Annotated in this window: 16 protein-coding genes; 5 read left to right on the forward strand and 11 right to left on the reverse strand. The window is 38.7% G+C overall.

The features are described 5' to 3' along the window. Positions 1-210: 210 nt before the first annotated feature. Genes V4T18_RS12655 through V4T18_RS12665 form a run of 3 tightly spaced genes read right to left on the reverse strand, consistent with a single transcriptional unit; the run spans position 211 to position 3,726 of the window. Complete coding sequence (locus tag V4T18_RS12655) at positions 211-1,851, reverse strand: acyl-CoA dehydrogenase family protein (protein ID WP_332649863.1); 1,641 nt, start codon at positions 1,849-1,851, stop codon at positions 211-213. Continuing rightward, positions 1,832-3,346: a class I adenylate-forming enzyme family protein gene (locus tag V4T18_RS12660; protein ID WP_332649864.1), complete on the reverse strand. Its 1,515-nt coding sequence runs from the start codon at positions 3,344-3,346 to the stop codon at positions 1,832-1,834. The genes V4T18_RS12655 and V4T18_RS12660 overlap by 20 nt, the downstream gene beginning before the upstream one ends. After that, positions 3,343-3,726: a MerR family transcriptional regulator gene (locus V4T18_RS12665; protein WP_332649865.1), complete on the reverse strand. Its 384-nt coding sequence runs from the start codon at positions 3,724-3,726 to the stop codon at positions 3,343-3,345. Before V4T18_RS12665 ends, V4T18_RS12660 begins: the two co-directional genes overlap by 4 nt. 295 nt (positions 3,727-4,021) lie before the next feature. On the opposite strand from V4T18_RS12665, the gene V4T18_RS12670 reads away from it, so the two are divergent. Together V4T18_RS12670 and V4T18_RS12675 are read left to right on the forward strand one after the other, a co-directional pair. After that, entirely contained in the window at positions 4,022-4,456 is a 435-nt protein-coding gene (locus V4T18_RS12670) for a MarR family winged helix-turn-helix transcriptional regulator (RefSeq protein ID WP_332649866.1), read from the forward strand. A gap of 91 nt (positions 4,457-4,547) precedes the next feature. Further along, positions 4,548-6,017 carry a DHA2 family efflux MFS transporter permease subunit gene (locus tag V4T18_RS12675; RefSeq protein ID WP_332649867.1) on the forward strand — a complete coding sequence of 490 codons (1,470 nt, stop codon included), beginning with the start codon at positions 4,548-4,550 and terminating at the stop codon, positions 6,015-6,017. A gap of 142 nt (positions 6,018-6,159) precedes the next feature. On the opposite strand, the gene V4T18_RS12680 is transcribed toward V4T18_RS12675, so the two are convergent. Then, entirely contained in the window at positions 6,160-6,297 is a 138-nt protein-coding gene (locus V4T18_RS12680; protein WP_332649868.1) for a zinc ribbon-containing protein, read from the reverse strand. 504 nt (positions 6,298-6,801) lie between these two features. Here V4T18_RS12680 and V4T18_RS12685 point away from each other — a divergent pair. After that, complete coding sequence (locus tag V4T18_RS12685) at positions 6,802-8,448, forward strand: sensor domain-containing protein (RefSeq protein WP_332649869.1); 1,647 nt, start codon at positions 6,802-6,804, stop codon at positions 8,446-8,448. A gap of 401 nt (positions 8,449-8,849) precedes the next feature. Next, positions 8,850-10,163, forward strand: coding sequence for an anaerobic C4-dicarboxylate transporter (locus tag V4T18_RS12690; protein ID WP_332649870.1), 1,314 nt, complete (start codon positions 8,850-8,852; stop codon positions 10,161-10,163). A gap of 336 nt (positions 10,164-10,499) precedes the next feature. On the opposite strand, the gene V4T18_RS12695 is transcribed toward V4T18_RS12690, so the two are convergent. The 7 genes from V4T18_RS12695 to V4T18_RS12725 all read right to left on the reverse strand — a co-directional run bounded on the left by V4T18_RS12695 (position 10,500) and on the right by V4T18_RS12725 (position 19,796). Continuing rightward, positions 10,500-11,408, reverse strand: a complete 909-nt coding sequence (locus V4T18_RS12695; RefSeq protein WP_332649871.1) for a glycine betaine ABC transporter substrate-binding protein — start codon at positions 11,406-11,408, stop codon at positions 10,500-10,502. 402 nt (positions 11,409-11,810) lie between these two features. Then, positions 11,811-13,913: a methyl-accepting chemotaxis protein gene (locus V4T18_RS12700; RefSeq protein WP_332649873.1), complete on the reverse strand. Its 2,103-nt coding sequence runs from the start codon at positions 13,911-13,913 to the stop codon at positions 11,811-11,813. 432 nt (positions 13,914-14,345) lie between these two features. After that, a complete protein-coding gene (locus V4T18_RS12705; protein ID WP_332649875.1) occupies positions 14,346-15,953 on the reverse strand; it encodes an amidohydrolase in 1,608 nt (535 codons plus the stop codon). 3 nt (positions 15,954-15,956) lie between these two features. Next, positions 15,957-17,291, reverse strand: a complete 1,335-nt coding sequence (locus tag V4T18_RS12710) for an APC family permease (protein ID WP_332649876.1) — start codon at positions 17,289-17,291, stop codon at positions 15,957-15,959. Positions 17,292-17,934: 643 nt separating this feature from the next. Then, positions 17,935-18,501, reverse strand: a complete 567-nt coding sequence (locus V4T18_RS12715; protein WP_332649877.1) for a TetR family transcriptional regulator — start codon at positions 18,499-18,501, stop codon at positions 17,935-17,937. Positions 18,502-19,133: 632 nt separating this feature from the next. After that, positions 19,134-19,448, reverse strand: coding sequence for a DMT family transporter (locus tag V4T18_RS12720; protein ID WP_332649879.1), 315 nt, complete (start codon positions 19,446-19,448; stop codon positions 19,134-19,136). Beyond that, positions 19,449-19,796, reverse strand: a complete 348-nt coding sequence (locus V4T18_RS12725; RefSeq protein WP_332649881.1) for a DMT family transporter — start codon at positions 19,794-19,796, stop codon at positions 19,449-19,451. Between the two features lie 162 nt (positions 19,797-19,958). Between V4T18_RS12725 and V4T18_RS12730 the strand changes: the two genes are divergently transcribed. Continuing rightward, a complete protein-coding gene (locus tag V4T18_RS12730) occupies positions 19,959-20,102 on the forward strand; it encodes a hypothetical protein (protein ID WP_332649883.1) in 144 nt (47 codons plus the stop codon). The last annotated feature ends 107 nt before the right edge of the window (positions 20,103-20,209 follow it).

Raw genomic sequence — 20,209 nt, forward strand, 5'->3', positions numbered from 1 at the left:
AACAATATTGATACCCATCTTCAAAATAGAAGGCAAGCCCCGCCACGTAGACTTCTGTGGGATAGCGAGACAGGCGAGACCCCACAGGATTTGCACTCTTGCAAATTCGAGAAGCTTCGGCGCTCGCCCACGAAAAGCGGAGTGGCGGGGCTTGCTAGTTTATATACATTTTTTTGAGAATAAAAAACGGTCCACAATGGTTTAATGAACTTAATCTAGCTTTTCATAATACTTTACTGCTAGTGGAGCCTCACCGAAAACACGTTGCTGCCATGTTTGTTCAATATAAATCTCAGCTAGCATTTTCTCGCGTTCACCGAATTTCTCGCCATGCTCTACTGCAATTACCGCTTCATACAGCTGAGCCATTTCCTTCATTAGGGGCTTCGCTTCTAGCGTTTGCTCATCAGGACCTAGCTTCGTAAATTGCGAAAGTTGTCCCTCTAATATCGCTAGCCGCTGCTGTAAATACGGATGCTTCGTGCGCTGTAAAACATTTAGTAGAACCTTATGGGCATTTTTCTGAACAAGGCGGAGGAGCTCATGTGCTAAAATATTCGCCGTGCCCTCCCAAACCGTTAATACTTGAGCATCTCGAAGTAAACGAGGTGTCACAAAATCCTCTATATAACCGTTGCCACCGTGAAGCTCGATTGCCTCATGAGCAAAATGAATAGAGGCTTCAGCCGTTTCTTTTTTAACAAGGGCGATTAATAGTCGAACTAAAGCCTGCTCCTCGACTGTTGCCTTTCCCTCTGTAACTCGGTCCCATCGCTCGATTAAATCAAATAAAGTAACGAGTGAGGCATGCCATTTTGCTTGCAGCGTACTTAATGATTCCTGGACCATCGGATACTGAGTTAGTGTTTGACCAAAGGCAATACGCCCCTCTGTGTAATCTTTCGCCTCCTCATACGCTCTTTTCATAATGCCAAGAGAAGCAGCCGCATTACAAATACGAGATAGATTTAATGCCTCTAGCATGTAATAGATACCTTTAGAGGGATCGCCAACGACGAACGCCTCTGCCCCGTCAAAGACTACCTCACCTGAAGGCACTGCACGAACACCGAGTTTATCCTTTAGGCGACGAATATGAATGCCGTTTAATGTACCATCCTCGTGACGCCAAGGGACTGCAAATAGGGTTAACCCTTTCGAGCCTTGAGGTGCATCGGTCTGTCGAGCGAGCACCATCGCTACACCACACATACCAGCATTCGAGGCGAAGTATTTTTCACCGTAAAGGCGCCAACTACCAGCTTCATAACGCGCCTCAACAACATTAGCCCCAACATCTGAGCCACCCTGTCTTTCGGTTAAAAACGTAGCGCCCTCATATAACTCTTCATCTCCTGTAGCACAAACATGCGGAAGGAATCGCTTCTTCACTTCCTCATCTCCATAGTGGTCTATTAAATAGGCAGTAGCCATCGATAATGTCACCGGACAATAGAACCCTGGCTCTGCCTGCGAAAGCAAATAACCTTGGGCAAAGCTATACACATAGTTTCCTCGTTCGTTTAATTCTGGGATCGGCTTATGCACATACCCAACAATTCCTGTTGCATACGTTTCTGCAACGGTTCTCTTGTAGCCTTCATTTACGATAACCTCACTTACTTCTTCACCGTAAGCATTATACCGCTGTAAACGAGGCTCGCCTTCACGGTCTGTTACCTTTGCCCGTGCATCGATCTGTCCAGCACATAGTGCACCAAAATCACTTAAGTGCTCATCTGCATACTTCAAAAAAGAATCTGGTAATTTGTCTTGTAGGATCTGCTGTAGTGTTCGATCCCCCTCATAAAAGTTGCTACGCTTGGATTGTTTATTCTCTAGTACTTTCATCCATTACACCTCTCAGCCTTTGTTTTAAAATTTTGCCTGATGCGTTGCGTGGAAGCTCCTCTACCTGTTCGAACAAACGAGGAATCTTAAAGCTTGCAAGCTCCTTTTCTAGCATGCTCTTCAGGTCATCTATTAGCACTGGCTCTTTTGCTACAAAAACAGCCTTTACCGTTTCTCCCCATTCGGCATGTGGGACTCCGATTACCGCAACCTCAAATATTGCCTCATGCCCCAGGATCACATCCTCAATTTCCTTTGGATAAATATTCACTCCACCAGAAATAATGACATCTTTTTTTCGATCAACAATATACATATAGCCAGCCTCATCTACTCGCGCTAAATCGCCGGACCTTACCCAGCCATGATGAAAAATTTTACTCGTCTCCTCAGGATTTTTATAATATTCCTTCATGTTCCCTTCACCGTATAAAATAATTTCTCCGATTTCACCTGGCAGCACATCCTCGCCCGTTTCATTTATAATGCGAATCTCCGTTCCAAATGGCGCTCGTTTTCCGATACTGCCTGCTCGCTCTGGATGATCCTCCGCATGCAGGATGGCACCACTTGGCCCCGCCTCCGTTAAACCATACACACAAACGAGACGATCTGTTTGGAATTGCTTTTGAACGTGGAGTACCTCCCCCTTTGATAAAGGTGCTCCTCCGTAAACCCACCATTTCATCGATGATAGGTCAGCTGCTGCAATTCGAGGTGAGCCTGCTGTCAGTAAATAAGCGACCGGTGCACCGAAGAAGTGTGTCGTTTTATACTTTTCTACCGTATCGATCAGCAAATCAGGTGTGAAGGTTGGTGTACATACTGCCGTTGCTCCAACTAAAAAAGCAGTGACTAAAAATAAATTAAGTGGCGCTGAATGCGTGAGCGGCATCATGATGAGAAGACGACTCTCAGGCTTCACTTCCATTTCAATCGCAATCATATGAGAGACTGCTAGTACATTCCGATTCGTCAATAACACGCCCTTCGGATTACCTGTCGTCCCAGATGTATACAGCAGCGTCGAATCATCGTCCTCCTTTAACTGACAGCGGATTTCGTCAGCGGAGCTTTCATCGATAAACTCCTCCAAGCTAAACCACTCTCTAGTAGCCTCGCCTGTTTTTACTTTTAAGCCGTCAAATTTAATGTCTGCTGCCTGTGAGAAGAGGAGCTCATGTGCAAAGATCGCCTTCGCATCACTATGCTCTAGCACATACTCTATTTCCTTCCTTACAAATTTCGCATTGATTGGGACAACAACCGCTCCTACACGTTGAATCGCAAAATACATGACGACGAACTCTAACACATTCGGCATGTAAATCCCGATTTTATCCCCTTTTTGGATCCCTGTATCTATTAATCTATTGGCAACTCGATTTACAAGATTCTCTAAGCTTTCATAAGAAGTTTCCTTCCCCATACTAATAACAGCAATATTCTTTGGATATTTTCTTGCGCCCCGTGCTAACAAATTTGAAATATTCATTCTCCAACCTCCAATAATTGAGATAATTTTTGGCGAAACATATTGGCTGTCCGATCAATCTCCTCACGTATTTCATAAAGCTCTTGAATTTTTTCATCGATTTCTGCTAATTTTTGATCTCCATATTCAATCGTTCGCTCTAGCTGCTTCACGCCGGTCCTGTCCTTATCAAACAGTAGGATCATTTCTTTAATTTCCTCAAGCGAAAAACCGTACTTCTTTCCTCTTAATATAAGTTTTATCTTCGCCTCCTCCCGTTTAGGATAGTGGCGCATCCCATTAGAGGGTCGAGTCGGCTGTAAAATCCCCATCTCCTCGTAATACCGTAATGTTCGAGTCGATAAATTGTACTCCTTTGAAAGCTGCTTTATGGACTTCATCACCACCCCCCCTTTCTCAGAAAATTATAACATTTACGTTAACGTCAATTGGAACAGAAAAGAATTACAAAAGAGAATAATTATGTTTTAAAACAGAAATTCTATTCCCGACATTTATTAGGAAGGTGATTTTCGGAGCAGCAAAGAACAAATAAATATGTAAGACTGATATAGATGAACTCTATTAAAAATTCGATTCCAAGAAAGCTTACACAGATTTAAGCTCCCTACTCTAACTACCATATTTGACAAATCCATCCGTTTCTAATATAGTTAGCAGGCTAATTACTTTAAGATGGGAATGATAAATTTGTTAAAAGCAGACATTCGTATTCTTTTCACAAGAACTTCTGCCAAAATGCGAAAGGATTATGCAGATGCACTACGAGCATTAGATATTTATGTAGGTCAAGATCATTTGCTATGGCAACTATGGAATGGGGATGGTGCTACACAAACCGAGTTATGTGATCGAATGGGCTGTGAGCCGCCAACACTAACAAATATGGTGAAAAAGCTAGAAGCATATGGTCTTTTAACAAGAAAAAAAGATGTCTTAGATGCTCGAGTGACCCGTGTTTTTTTAACAGAGGAAGGTCGTACAATTAAAGGCCCACTCGATGAAATTTGGGAAAAGCACCAGGAGAGAATGTTAAAGGGCATTAGTAAAGAAGACCAGCTAACACTCAAACGTCTGTTACAGCAGATTGACACCAACTTAAGCGAATAAATTTTTAATTTTCACTAATAAATCAAATCTGCTTATTTAGTTAGCATACTAAGTAAAACCCATTTTAAATAATGAAGGGAAGGTAAAATGATTGAATACCCAACAAAGCGATATAAAGACAGGTCCTATATTAGCCATTTTACTAATAGGTGCAGTGGCAGCAATTTTAAATCAAACCGTATTGAATGTGGCGTTACCGACATTAACAACAGAATTGGACGTTTCTAATTCAACTGCTCAATGGTTGATCACTTTATATATGCTAGTAAATGGGGTTTCTATTCCCGTTACGGCATTTTTAATGGCTCGCTTTTCAACACGTCAGCTCTTTTTTACAGCAATGATTGTATTTTCCTTAGGAACTGTTCTATGTGGCTTAGCACCAAGCTTTTCCTTCCTTTTAGCAGGCCGTGTTGTGCAAGCTCTTGGTGCCGGAATTGTTATGCCGCTATTGATCAACGTCGTGTTCAAGCTATTTCCAATTGAAAAGCGAGGAGCAGCCATGGGAATTGTTGGCGTAGCTATTATGTTCGCGCCTGCGGTTGGGCCAACTCTTTCAGGCTTATTAATCACGACTTTATCTTGGCGCTATATCTTTTTTGCTATTTTGCCATTCTCACTAACAGCATTAATTGCTTCTTTCTTTATTTTGAAAAATGTTTCTGAACCACGTGCTGCAAAGCTGGATGTTTTAGGCGTTATTCTTTCAACATTTGGCTTCGGTGGCATATTGTATGGTTTTGGGATTGCCGGCAAGGCTGGTTGGGGAAGTATAACTGTACTAACTACATTAACAGTCGGGGTTGTATCACTTACTTTATTTACAATCCGTCAGCTAAAAACGGCTCACCCGCTTATCGATTTAAGAATTTTCAAGTCTATTGAGTACACATACTCAATCATTATTACATTTTTTGTTAATGGGGTTTCGTATTCGGCCATGATTTTAATTCCTATTTATTTACAGTCAAACCGTGGACTAACTGCGTTGGAATCAGGCTTATTTCTTTTACCAGGAAGCATAGCAATGGCGATTATGTCCCCCATTGCAGGGAAAATGTATGATCGATACGGTATGAAGTGGATAGGATTAATCGGTACGTTCCTGCTCTTTGTGACGACTGCTTACTATACTAATTTAGCCTATACCTCTGGAATCATTATCTTATCCCTAGTCTATTTAGTACGATCAGTCGGGCTTTCATTTTTAACGATGCCATTGTCAACAGCAGGATTGAACGCTTTACCGAGTAAGCTATACGGAGACGGTACAGCTATGCAAAATACTATGCTAGCGATTTCAGGAGCCATTGGAACAGCTGTCATGACTTCATTTATGTCGATGAGCTCAGGTATATATGTGACAGAGGAGACGGCAAAAACAGCTAATGGAGCCCCTAGTCTTGAACAGCTAAATAGCATTAAGTTGGATGGCTTATTACATGGTATTAACGTTGCCTTCATTGGTGCCACGATATTTGCGGTGATCGCACTGCTCACGATGATTTTACTAGCTACCGCTATTAATAAAAGAAAGAAAATAGTAGCATTGGAGAAATAGTTTGTTCGAATGAAGGAGATTTTTACGTTGTGTTTATGTATTAACTAACAGGACAATAACTACTAAAAAAGGGGGGCTTGAAAGTACAAACTTTCAGAGCCCCTCCTTCACCCCTTAATACTAAGCCATTAAGCAACAACATTTAAACTTTAACATATGTTGTTCCTTCACATTTAGGACATGGTGGTAAACGATCTTCATTATCGTCTAGTCTAACCAATTGTCCACATGAAGTAAGTTTATATGTACCTATTCCAGGCTTTTCACCAGTTGAATACATATCACTCACCTCCTATATACACATTTTACCAATACGTTATAAAATATCATACAATAAATTTCGTATATATTTTGACTATTATAAAATTTCCAATAGTACTAGGACGAACGATAAAGAATTTTGGCCTCATTCCTTCTTACTCATTTTTTCTAAAGCATCTTGATGACCATTTATGGAAACAAGCATCTAACCCGAGAATAATTTCAACAGTTAAATACTGTATAGATCTTATATTTCATTTATTTTAATTTGTGGAAAATGTTCCTTCCATTTGGTAATATCTATTACTTCAAAATACTTTCTTACTCGTAAAAATTCAAAATGGTACTGAAAAATTACAATTAATTTTATTCAAAGTGCTAGAAACATGTTATTTATTACATTTCAACATGAATTGTAAATTTTTTGTTAAAATATTAAGAGTATTTATGATTCTAGTAAATAATATAACTTTTCAGACTATTAGTCAGAAGTAAAACACAAACTAGTTGGAGGGATTCCCCTTTGTTAAGTAAGCTAAAAGAATTATACGATATTGAAGATGCATTAAATGCTACTACAATATTAGCCATAACAGACACGAAAGGTAAAATTATCTATGCCAACGCTAAATTTTGCGAAATTTCAAAATATAGTTCAGAAGAATTAATTGGAAAAACACATAAAATAGTAAATTCAGGTTATCATGAGCCCGAGTTTTTCAAAGGTTTGTGGCAAACCATTTCCTTAGGGCAAACATGGAGAGGTGAAATTCAAAATAAAGCAAAAGACGGGACAATTTACTGGGTGGATACATATATTATTCCTTTTCTTAATGCTCAGGGACAGCCGTATCAATACGTCTCCATTCGCCACGACATTACAGAACGAAAATTACTAGAACATAAAATTCAACAGCAGCTTGTTATCGATTCGATCACAGGTTTACCGAATACATATTCATTAAAGACTTCTATCGAAAAGCTTATTCGTACGAATGAAGAAATGACCTTACTTTTTATCAATGTGGATGATTTTAAAAGTTTTAATGAGAGTTTAGGCAATTTCGAAGCTGATCATATATTGCATTCGATTGGTGAAAGATTAGCTGAATTCGTAAAAGACGAACGAAGCATACTAGCTAAAACGTATGGTGATGAATTTGCACTAGTTGTTTTAGGAGAGGCTGGATCGGCACAGCCCGTAATTCAAAAGATATTTAAACTATTCGAGAATCCCATCACATATTTAGATATTGATTATTATATTACTATTTCTATTGGGGCTGTTCATTACCCTACCTATGCAACATGCTATGAGGAGCTCTTTCAACATGCAGCTCGGGCCTTACAGCTAGCTAAAATCAAAGGTAAAAATACATCTATTTTCTTCAATGAATCGATCATTGAAGATACGAATCGACGTTTAGAGCTGAAAAATTTATTATATGAGGCAATACAGCAGCGACGCTTTACGATGGTTTATCAACCGCAATACAACAATAGAGGCGAATTGACGAGTTTTGAATCGCTTGTTCGATGGCATGATCCAATAAAAGGTGTGATTTCTCCTGGGGAATTTATCCCGATCGCGGAGCGCACAGGTTTAATCATTCCTTTAGGCTATTTACTATTTGAGCTCGTATTACAAGAATTCCATTCGCTTCAACAAGCTGTTGGGATGAAAGTAAAAGTCGCTTTCAACCTTTCTCTAAAGCAATTTTTTGATTCAAACCTATCAACCCATCTTATTTCTTTGTGCGAAGTATATAAGGTGGACCCGCATGATATTATATTGGAAATAACAGAGAGTGTAGCTGCAACAAATATAGATAATGTGATTCAAATTATCGCTAAGCTTCGGTTATTAGGGATGGAGGTTGCATTAGATGATTATGGTACGGGCTTTTCGAGTTTAAAATACTTGAAGGATTTTCAAATTAATTGCATTAAAATTGATCAAAGCTTTGTAAAAGATTTATTAATACATCCTTCAAACAAAGCCATTATTAATAGTACGATTCAATTGGCGCATGAGCTTGGCTTTAGTGTACTGGCAGAAGGGGTAGAAACAAAGGATCAATACGATTATTTAAAAAATAAAGGATGCGAAAGTTTCCAAGGGTATTTTTTAGGGAAGCCACAGCCACTAAGCTATTATCAACAGCTGTAAAATACAATAATACCCTAAACAGGAGAGCACACATTGATTTTGAATAATCCATTCAGATTGCTAAAAACTGAAGTTGCTCTATACCCATTTTATAAGGCGAATAGCCATCTATCCGAAAATCGTTTAGGATAGATGGCTATTTCTCTGTTAACTAATTCCAAGTCACTCGCCATACATCCTATTCCTCCAAACGAATAAGTTAGAGCATTCCTACCCAAACTAAAAAAGAGATGTGTTAAGGTCCTTGCTGAAATGAATAACAATCTTATTTCTGCTAATTGTTAAACAGTATGACTAACGGTCGTTATCTTTTTATCCTTCCTCACACTTCTCTTACTACTATTCCTAGCAATAACTCATACCGGAAAGAAATTAACCATAGTTCATTGGAGGAAATACGTGTGTTTTGGATACAGTTTATGATTTTATTATTTTGTATTTTCTTAGGGGCTAGAATTGGCGGACTAGGTCTCGGCGTAATGGGTGGGGTTGGATTAGCCATCCTCGTTTTTGTATTCGGTTTAGAGCCGACATCCGCCCCAATCGATGTAATGCTTATGATTTTAGCTGTTATTACAGCTGCAGGTGCGCTTCAAGCCGCTGGAGGAATGGAGTATCTCGTGCATCTTGCAGAGAAGGCATTGAGAAAAAATCCTAAATGGATTACGTTTATCGCTCCAATTGTTACGTATGCTTTTACGTTTTGCGCCGGTACCGGACATGTATCCTACTCTATCCTACCAGTAATTGCGGAGGTATCCCGAGAATCTGGCATTCGACCTGAGAGACCGATGTCCATCGCCGTCATTGCCTCACAGCAAGCTATTACAGCGAGCCCAATTTCAGCGGCGACTGTTGCCTTATTAGCCCTATTAGCTGATTTTCAAATTACGCTGCTCGATATTATGATGATTGCCATTCCTTCTACCTTTATCGGCTGTATGATCGCTGCTTTTGCTGTGAGTAGAAAGGGTAAGGAGCTACCGGAGGATCCGATTTATTTGCAGCGCCTGGAAGAGGGTCTAGCACCCATAAAACAAGATAAAAAAGAATTCAATGCTACTCGGGGTTCCAAGCTATCAGTAGTATTATTCCTTCTATCCGCCGTTTTAGTCGTCGTACTCGGCTCTTTTGAAAGGCTACGTCCAGGCTGGGAGATTGATGGAGAATTTACAAGGATGTCGATGCCTGTGACGATTGAAATCGTTATGCTTACGATTGCCGCTCTCATTATCATTCTATGTAAAGCAAATGTGGACGAAATTGTTGGGGGAAGTGTGTTTAAAGCTGGAGCAGCAGCAGTAGTGGCAATTTTCGGGATTGCCTGGATGGGAGACACCTTCTTTAACGGAAATGCAGAGCTTATCAAGGGTTCAATCTCTGGGCTCGTCACAGCAGCCCCGTGGTTATTCGCAATTGCCCTATTCATACTATCGATTTTGCTATACAGCCAGGCAGCTACCGTTCGAACGCTCATGCCTCTTGGTGTAACACTTGGAATTAGCCCGGCATTATTAATTGCTATGTTCCCTGCAGTGAACGGTTACTTCTTCATCCCAAACTACCCAACCGTTGTTGCTGCCATTAACTTTGATCGTACCGGCACAACGCGAATCGGTAAGTACATTATAAATCACAGCTTTATGCTCCCAGGCTTAGTTTCAACCATCTCCGCTATCGTGATCGGGATGTTATTAAGTATGCTTTTACTTTAGGTCAGTTTTACATTTTATTCCTAGTGCCCAGTACTGCCCTGAAAAATCTTACGGAAGAGAAAGAAAAGCGGATGCGTCCCGTTTAGCCCTGACAAGCGGTGGAAGACCCGAATCGAAAGCAGCTTTCCCGCTTTCGACCGAGGGGATGAAGCGACCTCGAGGGGCTGGGCGCTGGAGCTAGACACCTAGAAAAGCGCAAGCGCCCCGTTTAGCCCCGACAAGCGCCGGATCTATACAAGGCTCAAACTCCAAAATTTTCACTTTCTTTATACCGCTAAAAAGGGGAACTTCCCTCATTAGGAAATTCCCCCTTCTCATCACAGTGAGCAAATATCATTACTCTTTTGGCTTTAAATCCTCAATTGAGTCGATGTCCATATATGCTGGAACAACAAATCCAGTCCTTGTACCTTTTAAGTTTTCCCCTAAATCAACTACGTCTTCCTTATGTTTATCATAAAAAGATTGGTGTGTTGATGGTAACCAAGGCGCTAAAGTTGCATCAGCTTCACCGGTAGCGATTGCTTGGAACATTATAGCAGGATCAACTGGTGTCACTGTTACATTGTAACCTAATTGCTCTAATACAATCTCAGCTACACTACTTGAAGCTCTTTCCGTATCCCATGGCGTTGAAACGATTTCTATTTCTTTTCCATCTACTTTTGCTATACCTTCTGTCCATTCATTTACTCTATCCTGGTTGTCTTCGATCCATTTCATTGCTGCTTCCTCAAAAGAATTGTCTTGTGCCTCATGCATGACAGCTTCCATATCTTCTGGTTCCCAATAAAATCGATCTAAAACTGTATATGCATCAGGGTAGTCTGTTTCAAACCCTTTACGCACAAGCGTATTAATATTTTCCTCTCCACCTAAAGTTCCTTTAGGATCTTCTAAAAATTTCAGATCATATTCCGAAAACTTCCAGTGTGGTGTCCACCCAGTAACGATAATAGGTTCCTCATTTCTAATTGCCTGCTCTAATGAACCTAACATCCCCGCTGTTGAACTTTCTACAAGTTCCCAACCTTTTAAGTTATCATATTCCTCTAATGTATTTCGTGAAAGTTCCGTTATTCCTGCTCCTGGTTCAATGCCTGTAATTTTATAATCTATTTGCTCCCCTAAGCTATCTCCCGTTGATTTCCCGTTGTTTTGATTATCCTTTTCATCACCACAACCAGTTAATAGTAATGAAAATGCTAACCCGAAAGTGATTCCTAACGTCTTCATTTTTACCATTTCTATATCCCCCTTATTTAGAAAACCTCACTTGTCCCCAAGCCATTCTTTAAAAGCCTATTTTTCAAAAATATTACTAAGCCCTCAAAAGAAACAACTCAATTTTAACAACAGGTTGTTACTTTTGTCAATAACCGCCATATTTTTATAGAACATTAGCCTTTATTTGGTAGAGAAAGAAAGACTCTCCACTTTATGAACAACTACGTTCTGCTTGTACAAAGTTATAAAAAAATATGAAAGCGTTATGTTTAGTTCCGATTCAAAAGCTCTTTCTCGTTTTCGACCGAGGAGCTAGGCAATGCTAAAAATAAAAAAAGGAAAAATAAAATAACTGCCTCCTAAACTCAGTGTGAACTGACTTTAAGGGCAGCCTTTTTATAAAAAACTATATTAAAACAATTAATTAAGCTTAAATCGATGAACAACCTCTTCTAGCTCATCAGAGATATTTTTCATATGACTGATAGACTCTGCTACTTTTTCTAGCTCTCCTTGCTGATCGATAGACGAAGCGCTTACCTCTTCAGCCGATGCAGCAGTTTCTTCTGATATGGCTGAAATACTTTGAATCGCCATTGAAGCTTGGTTTTTATGCTCTAGCATACTAGTAAGTTGAGAATGTAGCTCTTGAATTGCAGCAGCAATAGAATTAGTAAGCTCATTATTATCCTTAAAGGCTACATCTGTACCTTGGACTGATTCATTTTGGGCTTTCATTAAACTTACATTGGATTCAATAATTGATACTGTTTGTCTTGTATCCTTTAATATACTATCTACCGTTGTCTTAATTACTTCAGTTTCATTTCTCGATTGCTCCGCTAGCTTTCTAACTTCCTCTGCTACTACCGCAAAACCTTTCCCATGTTCTCCAGCGCGAGCGGCTTCAATACTTGCATTAAGTGCAAGAAGGTTAGTTTGCTCTGTAATAGCATTAATGGATGTAATGACTCCATTAATATTGGCAATGTTGGAAGAGAGTGATTCAATTTGCTTTTGTATCCGTTCATTCATTTCATTTGATTCGGTATTGCGTTCACGTAAACTCTCTACTTCTTTCAACCCTTTTTCTGTAGAAGCTTTCGTTTGTTGCGATAACGCTTCCATCTGAGCCGATAGTTTTGTAATTGAATCCATTCTATCGGATAAATCAATCATGCGATAATTTGTCTGTTCCGTATCTTCTGATTGCTTAGAAGCGCCTTGGGCAATTTCGTTAATGGCTACTGAAACTTCCTGACTAGATGCGACAATTTCATTAAATGCATTATGAACATGATTTGATGATTTATTAAGCAGATTAGCAGATTTGTAAACAGTATGTATCGCATTATTCATTTGATCTAGCATATTGTTATACGCCAATGAGACTGAACCAATTTCATCCGCTTTAATATACGTCTCATCTACTTTTTGGGTTAAATCACCCTGAGCTGCAGTTTCAATAGATTCTCTTAAGTACTGTAATGGTTTTAATTGCCTATAAATAAACCATACACTTGCGACTGCCATCAAAACTATCATAACAATTGCTGATACGATGGTTAATACAAGAATCGTATTAAATGTTTCAAGAATTTTAGATTTTGGTAATACTAATTGCACAGACCATGTGTCGTCTATACCCCCTAGTGTCATAGGGGCAAACGCATTGAATGATTGTTCTCCTAATTGCTTCGAATCTACATAAACACTATCTGGTTTACCATCTTCCAAGGAATTTTTAATCTTTGTCCAGTCAATGGCATCTTGCATATTTGTCCCATTCAACTTTTCATTAGTACTATTTGCTGTCAAAATGCCTTTGTCTGTAATGATTCCGGCATATCCTCCATCTGGTTCAATAGAATCCACTAGCCCCTCTAAAAAATCTATAGTTAGAGTCGCCGTTAACACACCAAAGAATTCTCCTGATGAATCCTCTAGAGGTACTGCGATTGTTGCCATTGAAATCTTTTCACCATTCACTTCATAGTTATAAGGCTCAGTTAATATTGCTCTACCCTCATTTTTCGGCACCCAATACCAGTCTGCATTGTTCTGGTCTTCATACCCTTTGATCGAAGTAGTAATTATTTCACCTTCGCTTTTGAAAACATAAGGGATAAAACGTTTTTCACTATCAATTAGATTGCTATCAATATTTTGATCAAGGACTACTGTATCCTTTTCAAAGATCGCAGCAACACCTAGCAAATCCTCATTTTTCTCCAAATTCTTTTGGAGCATGCTTACTACAGCATCGCCTGAGAGCTCGCCGTTCTGTTGCATTGTTTCCACGATATTTTTAGTGGTCTGCACGATATTATTTGATTTCTTAAAACGTTCGCTCATCTTTGCAGCAGATAATTCAGCATTTTGAAGTGTTGCATTCTCTGAATCCTCTATATTTTGATTGTATAAAATATAACTCGTTACCAATGTATAGGTAATAAATAACATTAAAAACAACCCAATAATTAAAGAAGATAGCTTTAAAGCAACACTTTTAGATTTTTTCATAATAAGTACCTCCTTTTTCTAATATAATAATAATGTAAGAATGTTTAGAGCACAATTAAAGTGATTTACAATTAATAGATTATAGGGAAATATATAATATTTTGCCCTTAATATCACCACGTATATCATATACTTACATAGAATAGGTTCATTAGTTATATTTCTGTACGGTGAATTTCTTTCCTAGGCATAGTCGATAAGTCTCTGCTTGAAGAACAAAAAAGTAAGCCCGAATGATTTCCGGACTTACCTCTTTCTAACTATGAACCCCTAAAAAATCAGCCTGTGTTATGGCACGGGCTGATTTTTATGTTTATAGGTATGGGAGTTATGGGGAACTCACTTTTATTAAGCCTTCCTTTATTAAAAATGTTGCGACTTTTAGCCACCTTAGGGGTTGGGGCTGCGTTGTCGCTCTAGGTTTGCTGGAGGTTACACTGTTGCTCCCTCTAATTCATAGACAACTTTTCCATCACACATTGTAAACACCACCTTAGCCCCTAAAATCTCTTCAGGACTGCTTTCGAATAAGTTTTGGTTAATAACGATAATGTCTGCTAGCTTATTCTCCTCTAATGTGCCTAACTCGTTTTCTCTAAAGCATCCAAAGGCTGGCGCATACGTATATGCCTTTAGAGTTTCTGCTAGCGTTAGCTTTTCTTCCTCATTCCAGCTATTCATTAATGTATTATCTTTACGAGTTACAGCATGAAAGATTTCTCTCATCGGTGAAATGTGAACAACTGGGAAGTCACTACCTAGGGCTAAAATAGCACCCGCATTTAAAAATGATTTACTGCAATACGTGTTTTTAAAACGTTCCTCCCCAAGTCTTTCAAGATATACTTTTTGTTCTAAAGCAGCTAAATGATAAGGCTGAACGGATGCAATCACATCAAGCTCTTTAAATCGCTTAAAATCCTCATCCCGAATCGTTTCAATATGCTCAATCGTATGTCGAGTATTCCGATTTCCATTAATCTTTCTAGCCTTCTCAAATGCATCTAGCGAGAACTTTACAGCTCCATCGCCTATTGCATGTAAGCGAACACTGAAACCTTCCTTGTCAGCTTCGACAATCCAATCCTCTAGTTCCTGCAGCGGATACGTCGTATGGCCACGATGAGGTACATCCTCATAATCCTCTAGCATATACGCTGTATGACCTGTAATAACTCCATCAATAAATTGCTTTAGACCATTCATTTTTACTTTAGGATGATTATATTTTTCTAGGAATAGCTTAGCATGCTCTAAGTTCCCTTCCATTTTAGGCTGTAAATGCACTCTCGCCTTTAATTCCTGACTTTCTTCAAGCTCATACAGCAAGTCGAAATCATCTAAGGATTCAGAAAACGGAGCATACATATCATTCATCGATGTAATACCGTGACGTGCTGTATAGTGGAAAAAGTTATTTAACATATTCAGTTTTTCATCTTTTGTAAAGCTATAAGCTAATTCCTGAACTAAGCTTTGTGCCTTTTCCATTAAGATACCTGTTACTTTTCCATTTTCATCCTTCACAATTTCACCAAACTGGGGATTTGGCGTTTCTTCAGTAATGCCAGCTAATTCTAGCGCCTTACTATTTACCCAGCAATAATGACATTCTAAATGATTGAGTACAATTGGATGATCCGGAAAATGCTTATCTAGCATTTCTTTTGTTGGTAAGGCTGTATTTTCCCAGCCACCATTATCCCAGCTAAAGCCAATAATCCACTTTTTATTCTTATGAGTATCCCACTCTTTTTTCAACACGTCGATTACGTCCTCTGCCGATTTTGTCTCACTCAAATCAACACTTTCTAATTGCAATGCTCCTGGAAATAAGTGCAGATGAAAATCATGGAATCCAGGCATAATGAGGCTATCTTCAAAATTGTATACGGTTACATTATCATGAAGAAGCGGCTTTAAATCTTGTAAACTCGTACCAACCTTTACTATTTTATTATCCTCCACTAAAATCGCAGCCTGTCTTGGTATATCTTCCAATCCTGTAAATACATTATTGCCCATTAAAACTTGTTGCATAGGTTAAACCTCCTCTGAAAAATCTAAATTTATTTGCTTCATCCCTTTAAATTTCACTAGGTAAATTAAATAGCAAACACCTAAGGCTCCCCATACGATACCAAATACAATTGAAATCGTATCTAGGTTAAACAATAAATAAATAATAAAAATAGAACCTAGACTCGGAATGAATAAATAACGAAAGATCGATAACAATGAACGATTTTTATTTTTAATAAAGTAATAGAAAATAACTGATATATTAACGAATAAAAATGCGATTAATGCACCAAAGTTAATGAAGGATGTAGCTAATGTTAATGTCATAACGAAAGATAATAGAGAAATCGCAGCGATCAATAATAAATTGAATACTGGCGTTTGATATTTCGGACTTAAGGATGCAAAGACCTTTGGAAGCATATTATCTCTGCCCATCGCGTATAGCACACGGGAGGCACTAGCCTGTGATGCAAGACCTGACGCGAAGCACCCGATTAAAGCTCCAGCTAAGAAAAATGAAACAAATAAATTCCCACCGACCATTGTAACTAACTCTACTGCTGCCGAATCTAAATTTGTGAATTTTTGATAATTCGGTTGAACAAGTGTACCCAAATAAGAGACAACAACAAATGTAAATGTCCCGATACCAATGATAGCGTAAATTGCTTTAGGAATCGTTTTTTCTGGTTCAATAACCTCTTCAGCTAACGTCGTAATCGAGTCAAAACCTAAGTAAGAGAAACATAGGAGTGATGCACCAGCCATAATTGCAGTAAGCTCAAAGCCTGCTCCTAAAAATGGTGTTACTGATAATAATGACGAGACGGGCTCTTCTAATAGAACATATCTAATACTTAATATAGAAAAAATAATTACGACTAAAAACGAGTATGTTAATAATAGCGTATTCACCCACGATGCCATTTTCGTACCTTTAATGTTAATGAAGGTATTCAACACGATTAGTAGAATGATCCAAAAACCATAAGGAATTTGTGGTACGATTGAGTGTAAAAAAATACCGGCTACTAAATAGTTTACCATTGGCAGTAAAGCATAGCTGGTTAACAGTGCCCACCCTACTAGAAATCCAACCTTAGAGTTTACTGATCGATGTACATACGTATATGCCGACCCTGAAATCGGAAACGCCTTAACCATTTGTGCATAGCAATAGCCCGTTAACGATAAAGCTAGTGCCGTAAAAATATAGGCTAGTGGTACTCTACTATCTGTAACCTCTGAAGCAATACCAAATGTTGTGAAAATTGTAATTGGTGCCATTAACGATAATCCAAAAACGACGAGCTCTTTACCAGTTAACCTTCTAATCAACTTGACTTCTGACATACGACTCCTCCAGTTCCTTGTGACTGATTATCAGTCATTATTTTTTAAAAAAATAGTAGGTTTTGTCAGTCACCAATTGAAGCCTGGCTATAGAATTATGTAAGTCTAGAATGACTGACTTTCATTCATATACTCATATTAACATAAATTTCTTCATTAGCAACACTTTTATCTCGAAAAAACTAAAATTTTATAAAACCATTCCCGTTTCACTATAGTAATAAACCATTTTCTTCTCTAAATTTATTTACATTGAGGTGGTTGATTTCCGTTGCGCCAGCGTGCTTTCCTGGGGGCGTCCGATGAGCCTCCTCACTACGTTGCGGGGTCTCATCCCTGACGCTAATCCCCTAGGAGTCACGCTGGCTCCACTCCAATCAACAAATACCTTTTTTAATGTCATCAACAAGGAAATTTTTCTTTAGAAATAGCATTTTTTTCTGTAATGGAAGTGAAGTTGCAGTCACAATGCTTTCCTAAGCAACATCATGTTTGTCCTAGGAGACTGAAGCGATGTTCGAAAAATGTGAGCGGGATGCTTTGGGGGAATAACAAACAGGAGAGTAAAAAAAGCGAGGTATCGACGATCTCATCGTTGAATACCTCGCAATATGAGTTGCTATGGACTTTTTCCCTGTCTGCTTTATTTTAATGCACTTTTCGAAAATAGTATTAGTTCTGCGTATTGAGCATCGATTTCTTCTTGTGTCGGCGTATCATACAAATATAATTGCTCTGCAGTAGATTCAATTAGCCCAATTAAGATTCGGGATGTACGTGCGCAATCGATGTTTTGTCGAATTTCTCCTTTTTGTACTGACTCTTCTAAGAAGTTATACACCCAGTCATAGAATGGAGAATAGATTGCTTCCCATTGCTTTAAATGCTCACTTTGTGCTAAACCGGCATAGAGCACAGCAAATAATTCCTTTTTTTGCTCTGTTATACGAAAGACAGCTTGTACAAGTTGTTCGATTTTATCATCAAATTCTTGTGATAGATCGACGCTTGAGTGAATGCCTTTCATAATTTCTTCAACAGCAAACTTTGCGATTTCTGGCATTACTGAAAATTTAGATGGAAAGTATAAATAAAATGTACCTTGGGCTATGCCTGCTGCTTTTACAATGTCCGATATTTTCGTGCTTTCAATACCCTTTGTCATAAACTGTTCGATTGTTGCTTCAATAATTTTTTGTTTTTTATCCAATGCAATACCACCCCATATTCATTGAATGATTCTCATTCATATTTACTCTAATCTTAACGAATATTGAAAGAAAGAACAATAAACATATTCTTAAAGCTTGGAGACTTAGATTTTCGCTTCGAGTTGTTGCTTTCCGTTCCGACGCTCGCTTTCCGCGGGCATGGCTTGAGCCTCCTCGTTCGCTTCGCTACCTGCGGGGTCTCAAGGCTCATGCTGTTCCCGCAGGAGTCGAGCACCTGCACTGCAAGCAACAATGAACACTCAATAAGGGAACTTATTAATGATCAACTTTAAGGCAAGCACCGCCACATAGACTTCTACTGGATAGCGATAAAGGAACGAAGGCTAAAATCGTCAGTAATGTGACAATATCTGCGCGAATGCGAGGCTACAGCAGCAAATCACTACCTGTGACGAAAGCTAAACGGCAGTCATAACGCCTTCTTGATCAACATCGTGTTGCCCTCGAGATCCCGTAGAATTTGCCCTTGTACAAATTAGAGGAGGCTTGGCGCTCGTCCACGAAACGCGGAGTGGCGAGGCTTGATGATTTCTACGCAAGTCTCATTCTTATTTCCCCCCGATCGAATAATGAAAAAAGAGCAAGAAAATATTCTTTGCTCTCTCATCTGTTACGATACATATTTTAAGCCGGAAACGCCGATGACGATAACGATAACAGCGACAATTCGTCCCATGCTTTTTGATTCTCCAAAAAACAGCATATTAATGAGGACCGCTGCTGTCGTGCCTATACCGATCCAAACTGCATATGCAATACTCACTTGTAAATAATCGAATGAAGAGTATAAAAAGTAAAATGCGCCACTGAATCCAGCTATTAATATAAAGGCGTTGATGAAATTTTTCGTTGTACTAAACTTCTTTAAGCCAATGACGCCGATTGTTTCTAAAATTGCTGCTAAAAATACATATAGCCATCCCAATTATGCCGCCTCCTTTTGAAGTTTTCGTTCTGATACTGTATCTGCAATATTTAACATCATAACCCCAATAACAATTACACTAATAAATACAATTTTCATTGCAGTGAAACTCTCGTTGAATATAAAAATATCCATTAATGCAGTACCAACTGTACCGGCAGCTGCAAATATTGCATATACTGTACCGGTTGGTAAACCTTCACAGGCTTTAGACAGGAACCAGAAATCTACAGCAATGATTGGAATTATGATTGACCAATGCCACCATGTACTAGCAACATTAAAACCAAAAATCCATAATAATTCGCATAAACTTGTCAACACAACATACATCCACGACTTATTCATATTTAACCTCCTCGTATTTACTTAAATATTGTTGAAGAATTGCTATTCGATTACATTAGAATAACAATTCGTAAAATGAATGACGTTCATTCATAATTTATCATAGATACGGAGGAAAATCAAATTTATATTTTGAATTTGGTTTATGGGGAGGATTTGAAGATGGATTGTGTGGTCTCGCTGCATGTTTCGATTATCATGCCGAAACTTTCTATTATCGACACGGAAGTTTCTATTATCGACACGGAAGTTTCTATTATCTCGCCCAAACTTTCTATTATCGACACGGAAGTTTCTATTATCTAATTCAAAGTGGTCTCGGGAGTTATCTAAACAAAAAAAAAGCCCAACCAGATTTTAAAATGTACCCTATAAGATGGACACTTAAAAAAGTCCTCTTGTAGGGTACTTTT

The sequence above is a fragment of the Lysinibacillus sp. 54212 genome, assembly GCF_036662795.1.
Lineage (GTDB): Bacteria > Bacillota > Bacilli > Bacillales_A > Planococcaceae > Lysinibacillus_B.

Bases quoted from the DNA above. Each gene is read 5' to 3' on its own strand.
- V4T18_RS12695 (WP_332649871.1), bottom strand. From the start codon at position 11,408: ATGGTAAAAATGAAGACGTTAGGAATCACTTTCGGGTTAGCATTTTCA.
- V4T18_RS12655 (WP_332649863.1), bottom strand. From the start codon at position 1,851: ATGAAAGTACTAGAGAATAAACAATCCAAGCGTAGCAACTTTTATGAG.
- V4T18_RS12700 (WP_332649873.1), bottom strand. From the start codon at position 13,913: ATGAAAAAATCTAAAAGTGTTGCTTTAAAGCTATCTTCTTTAATTATT.
- V4T18_RS12710 (WP_332649876.1), bottom strand. From the start codon at position 17,291: ATGTCAGAAGTCAAGTTGATTAGAAGGTTAACTGGTAAAGAGCTCGTC.
- V4T18_RS12670 (WP_332649866.1), top strand. From the start codon at position 4,022: ATGGGAATGATAAATTTGTTAAAAGCAGACATTCGTATTCTTTTCACA.
- V4T18_RS12705 (WP_332649875.1), bottom strand. From the start codon at position 15,953: ATGCAACAAGTTTTAATGGGCAATAATGTATTTACAGGATTGGAAGAT.
- V4T18_RS12665 (WP_332649865.1), bottom strand. From the start codon at position 3,726: ATGAAGTCCATAAAGCAGCTTTCAAAGGAGTACAATTTATCGACTCGA.
- V4T18_RS12725 (WP_332649881.1), bottom strand. From the start codon at position 19,796: ATGAATAAGTCGTGGATGTATGTTGTGTTGACAAGTTTATGCGAATTA.
- V4T18_RS12660 (WP_332649864.1), bottom strand. From the start codon at position 3,346: ATGAATATTTCAAATTTGTTAGCACGGGGCGCAAGAAAATATCCAAAG.
- V4T18_RS12730 (WP_332649883.1), top strand. From the start codon at position 19,959: ATGGATTGTGTGGTCTCGCTGCATGTTTCGATTATCATGCCGAAACTT.
- V4T18_RS12680 (WP_332649868.1), bottom strand. From the start codon at position 6,297: ATGTATTCAACTGGTGAAAAGCCTGGAATAGGTACATATAAACTTACT.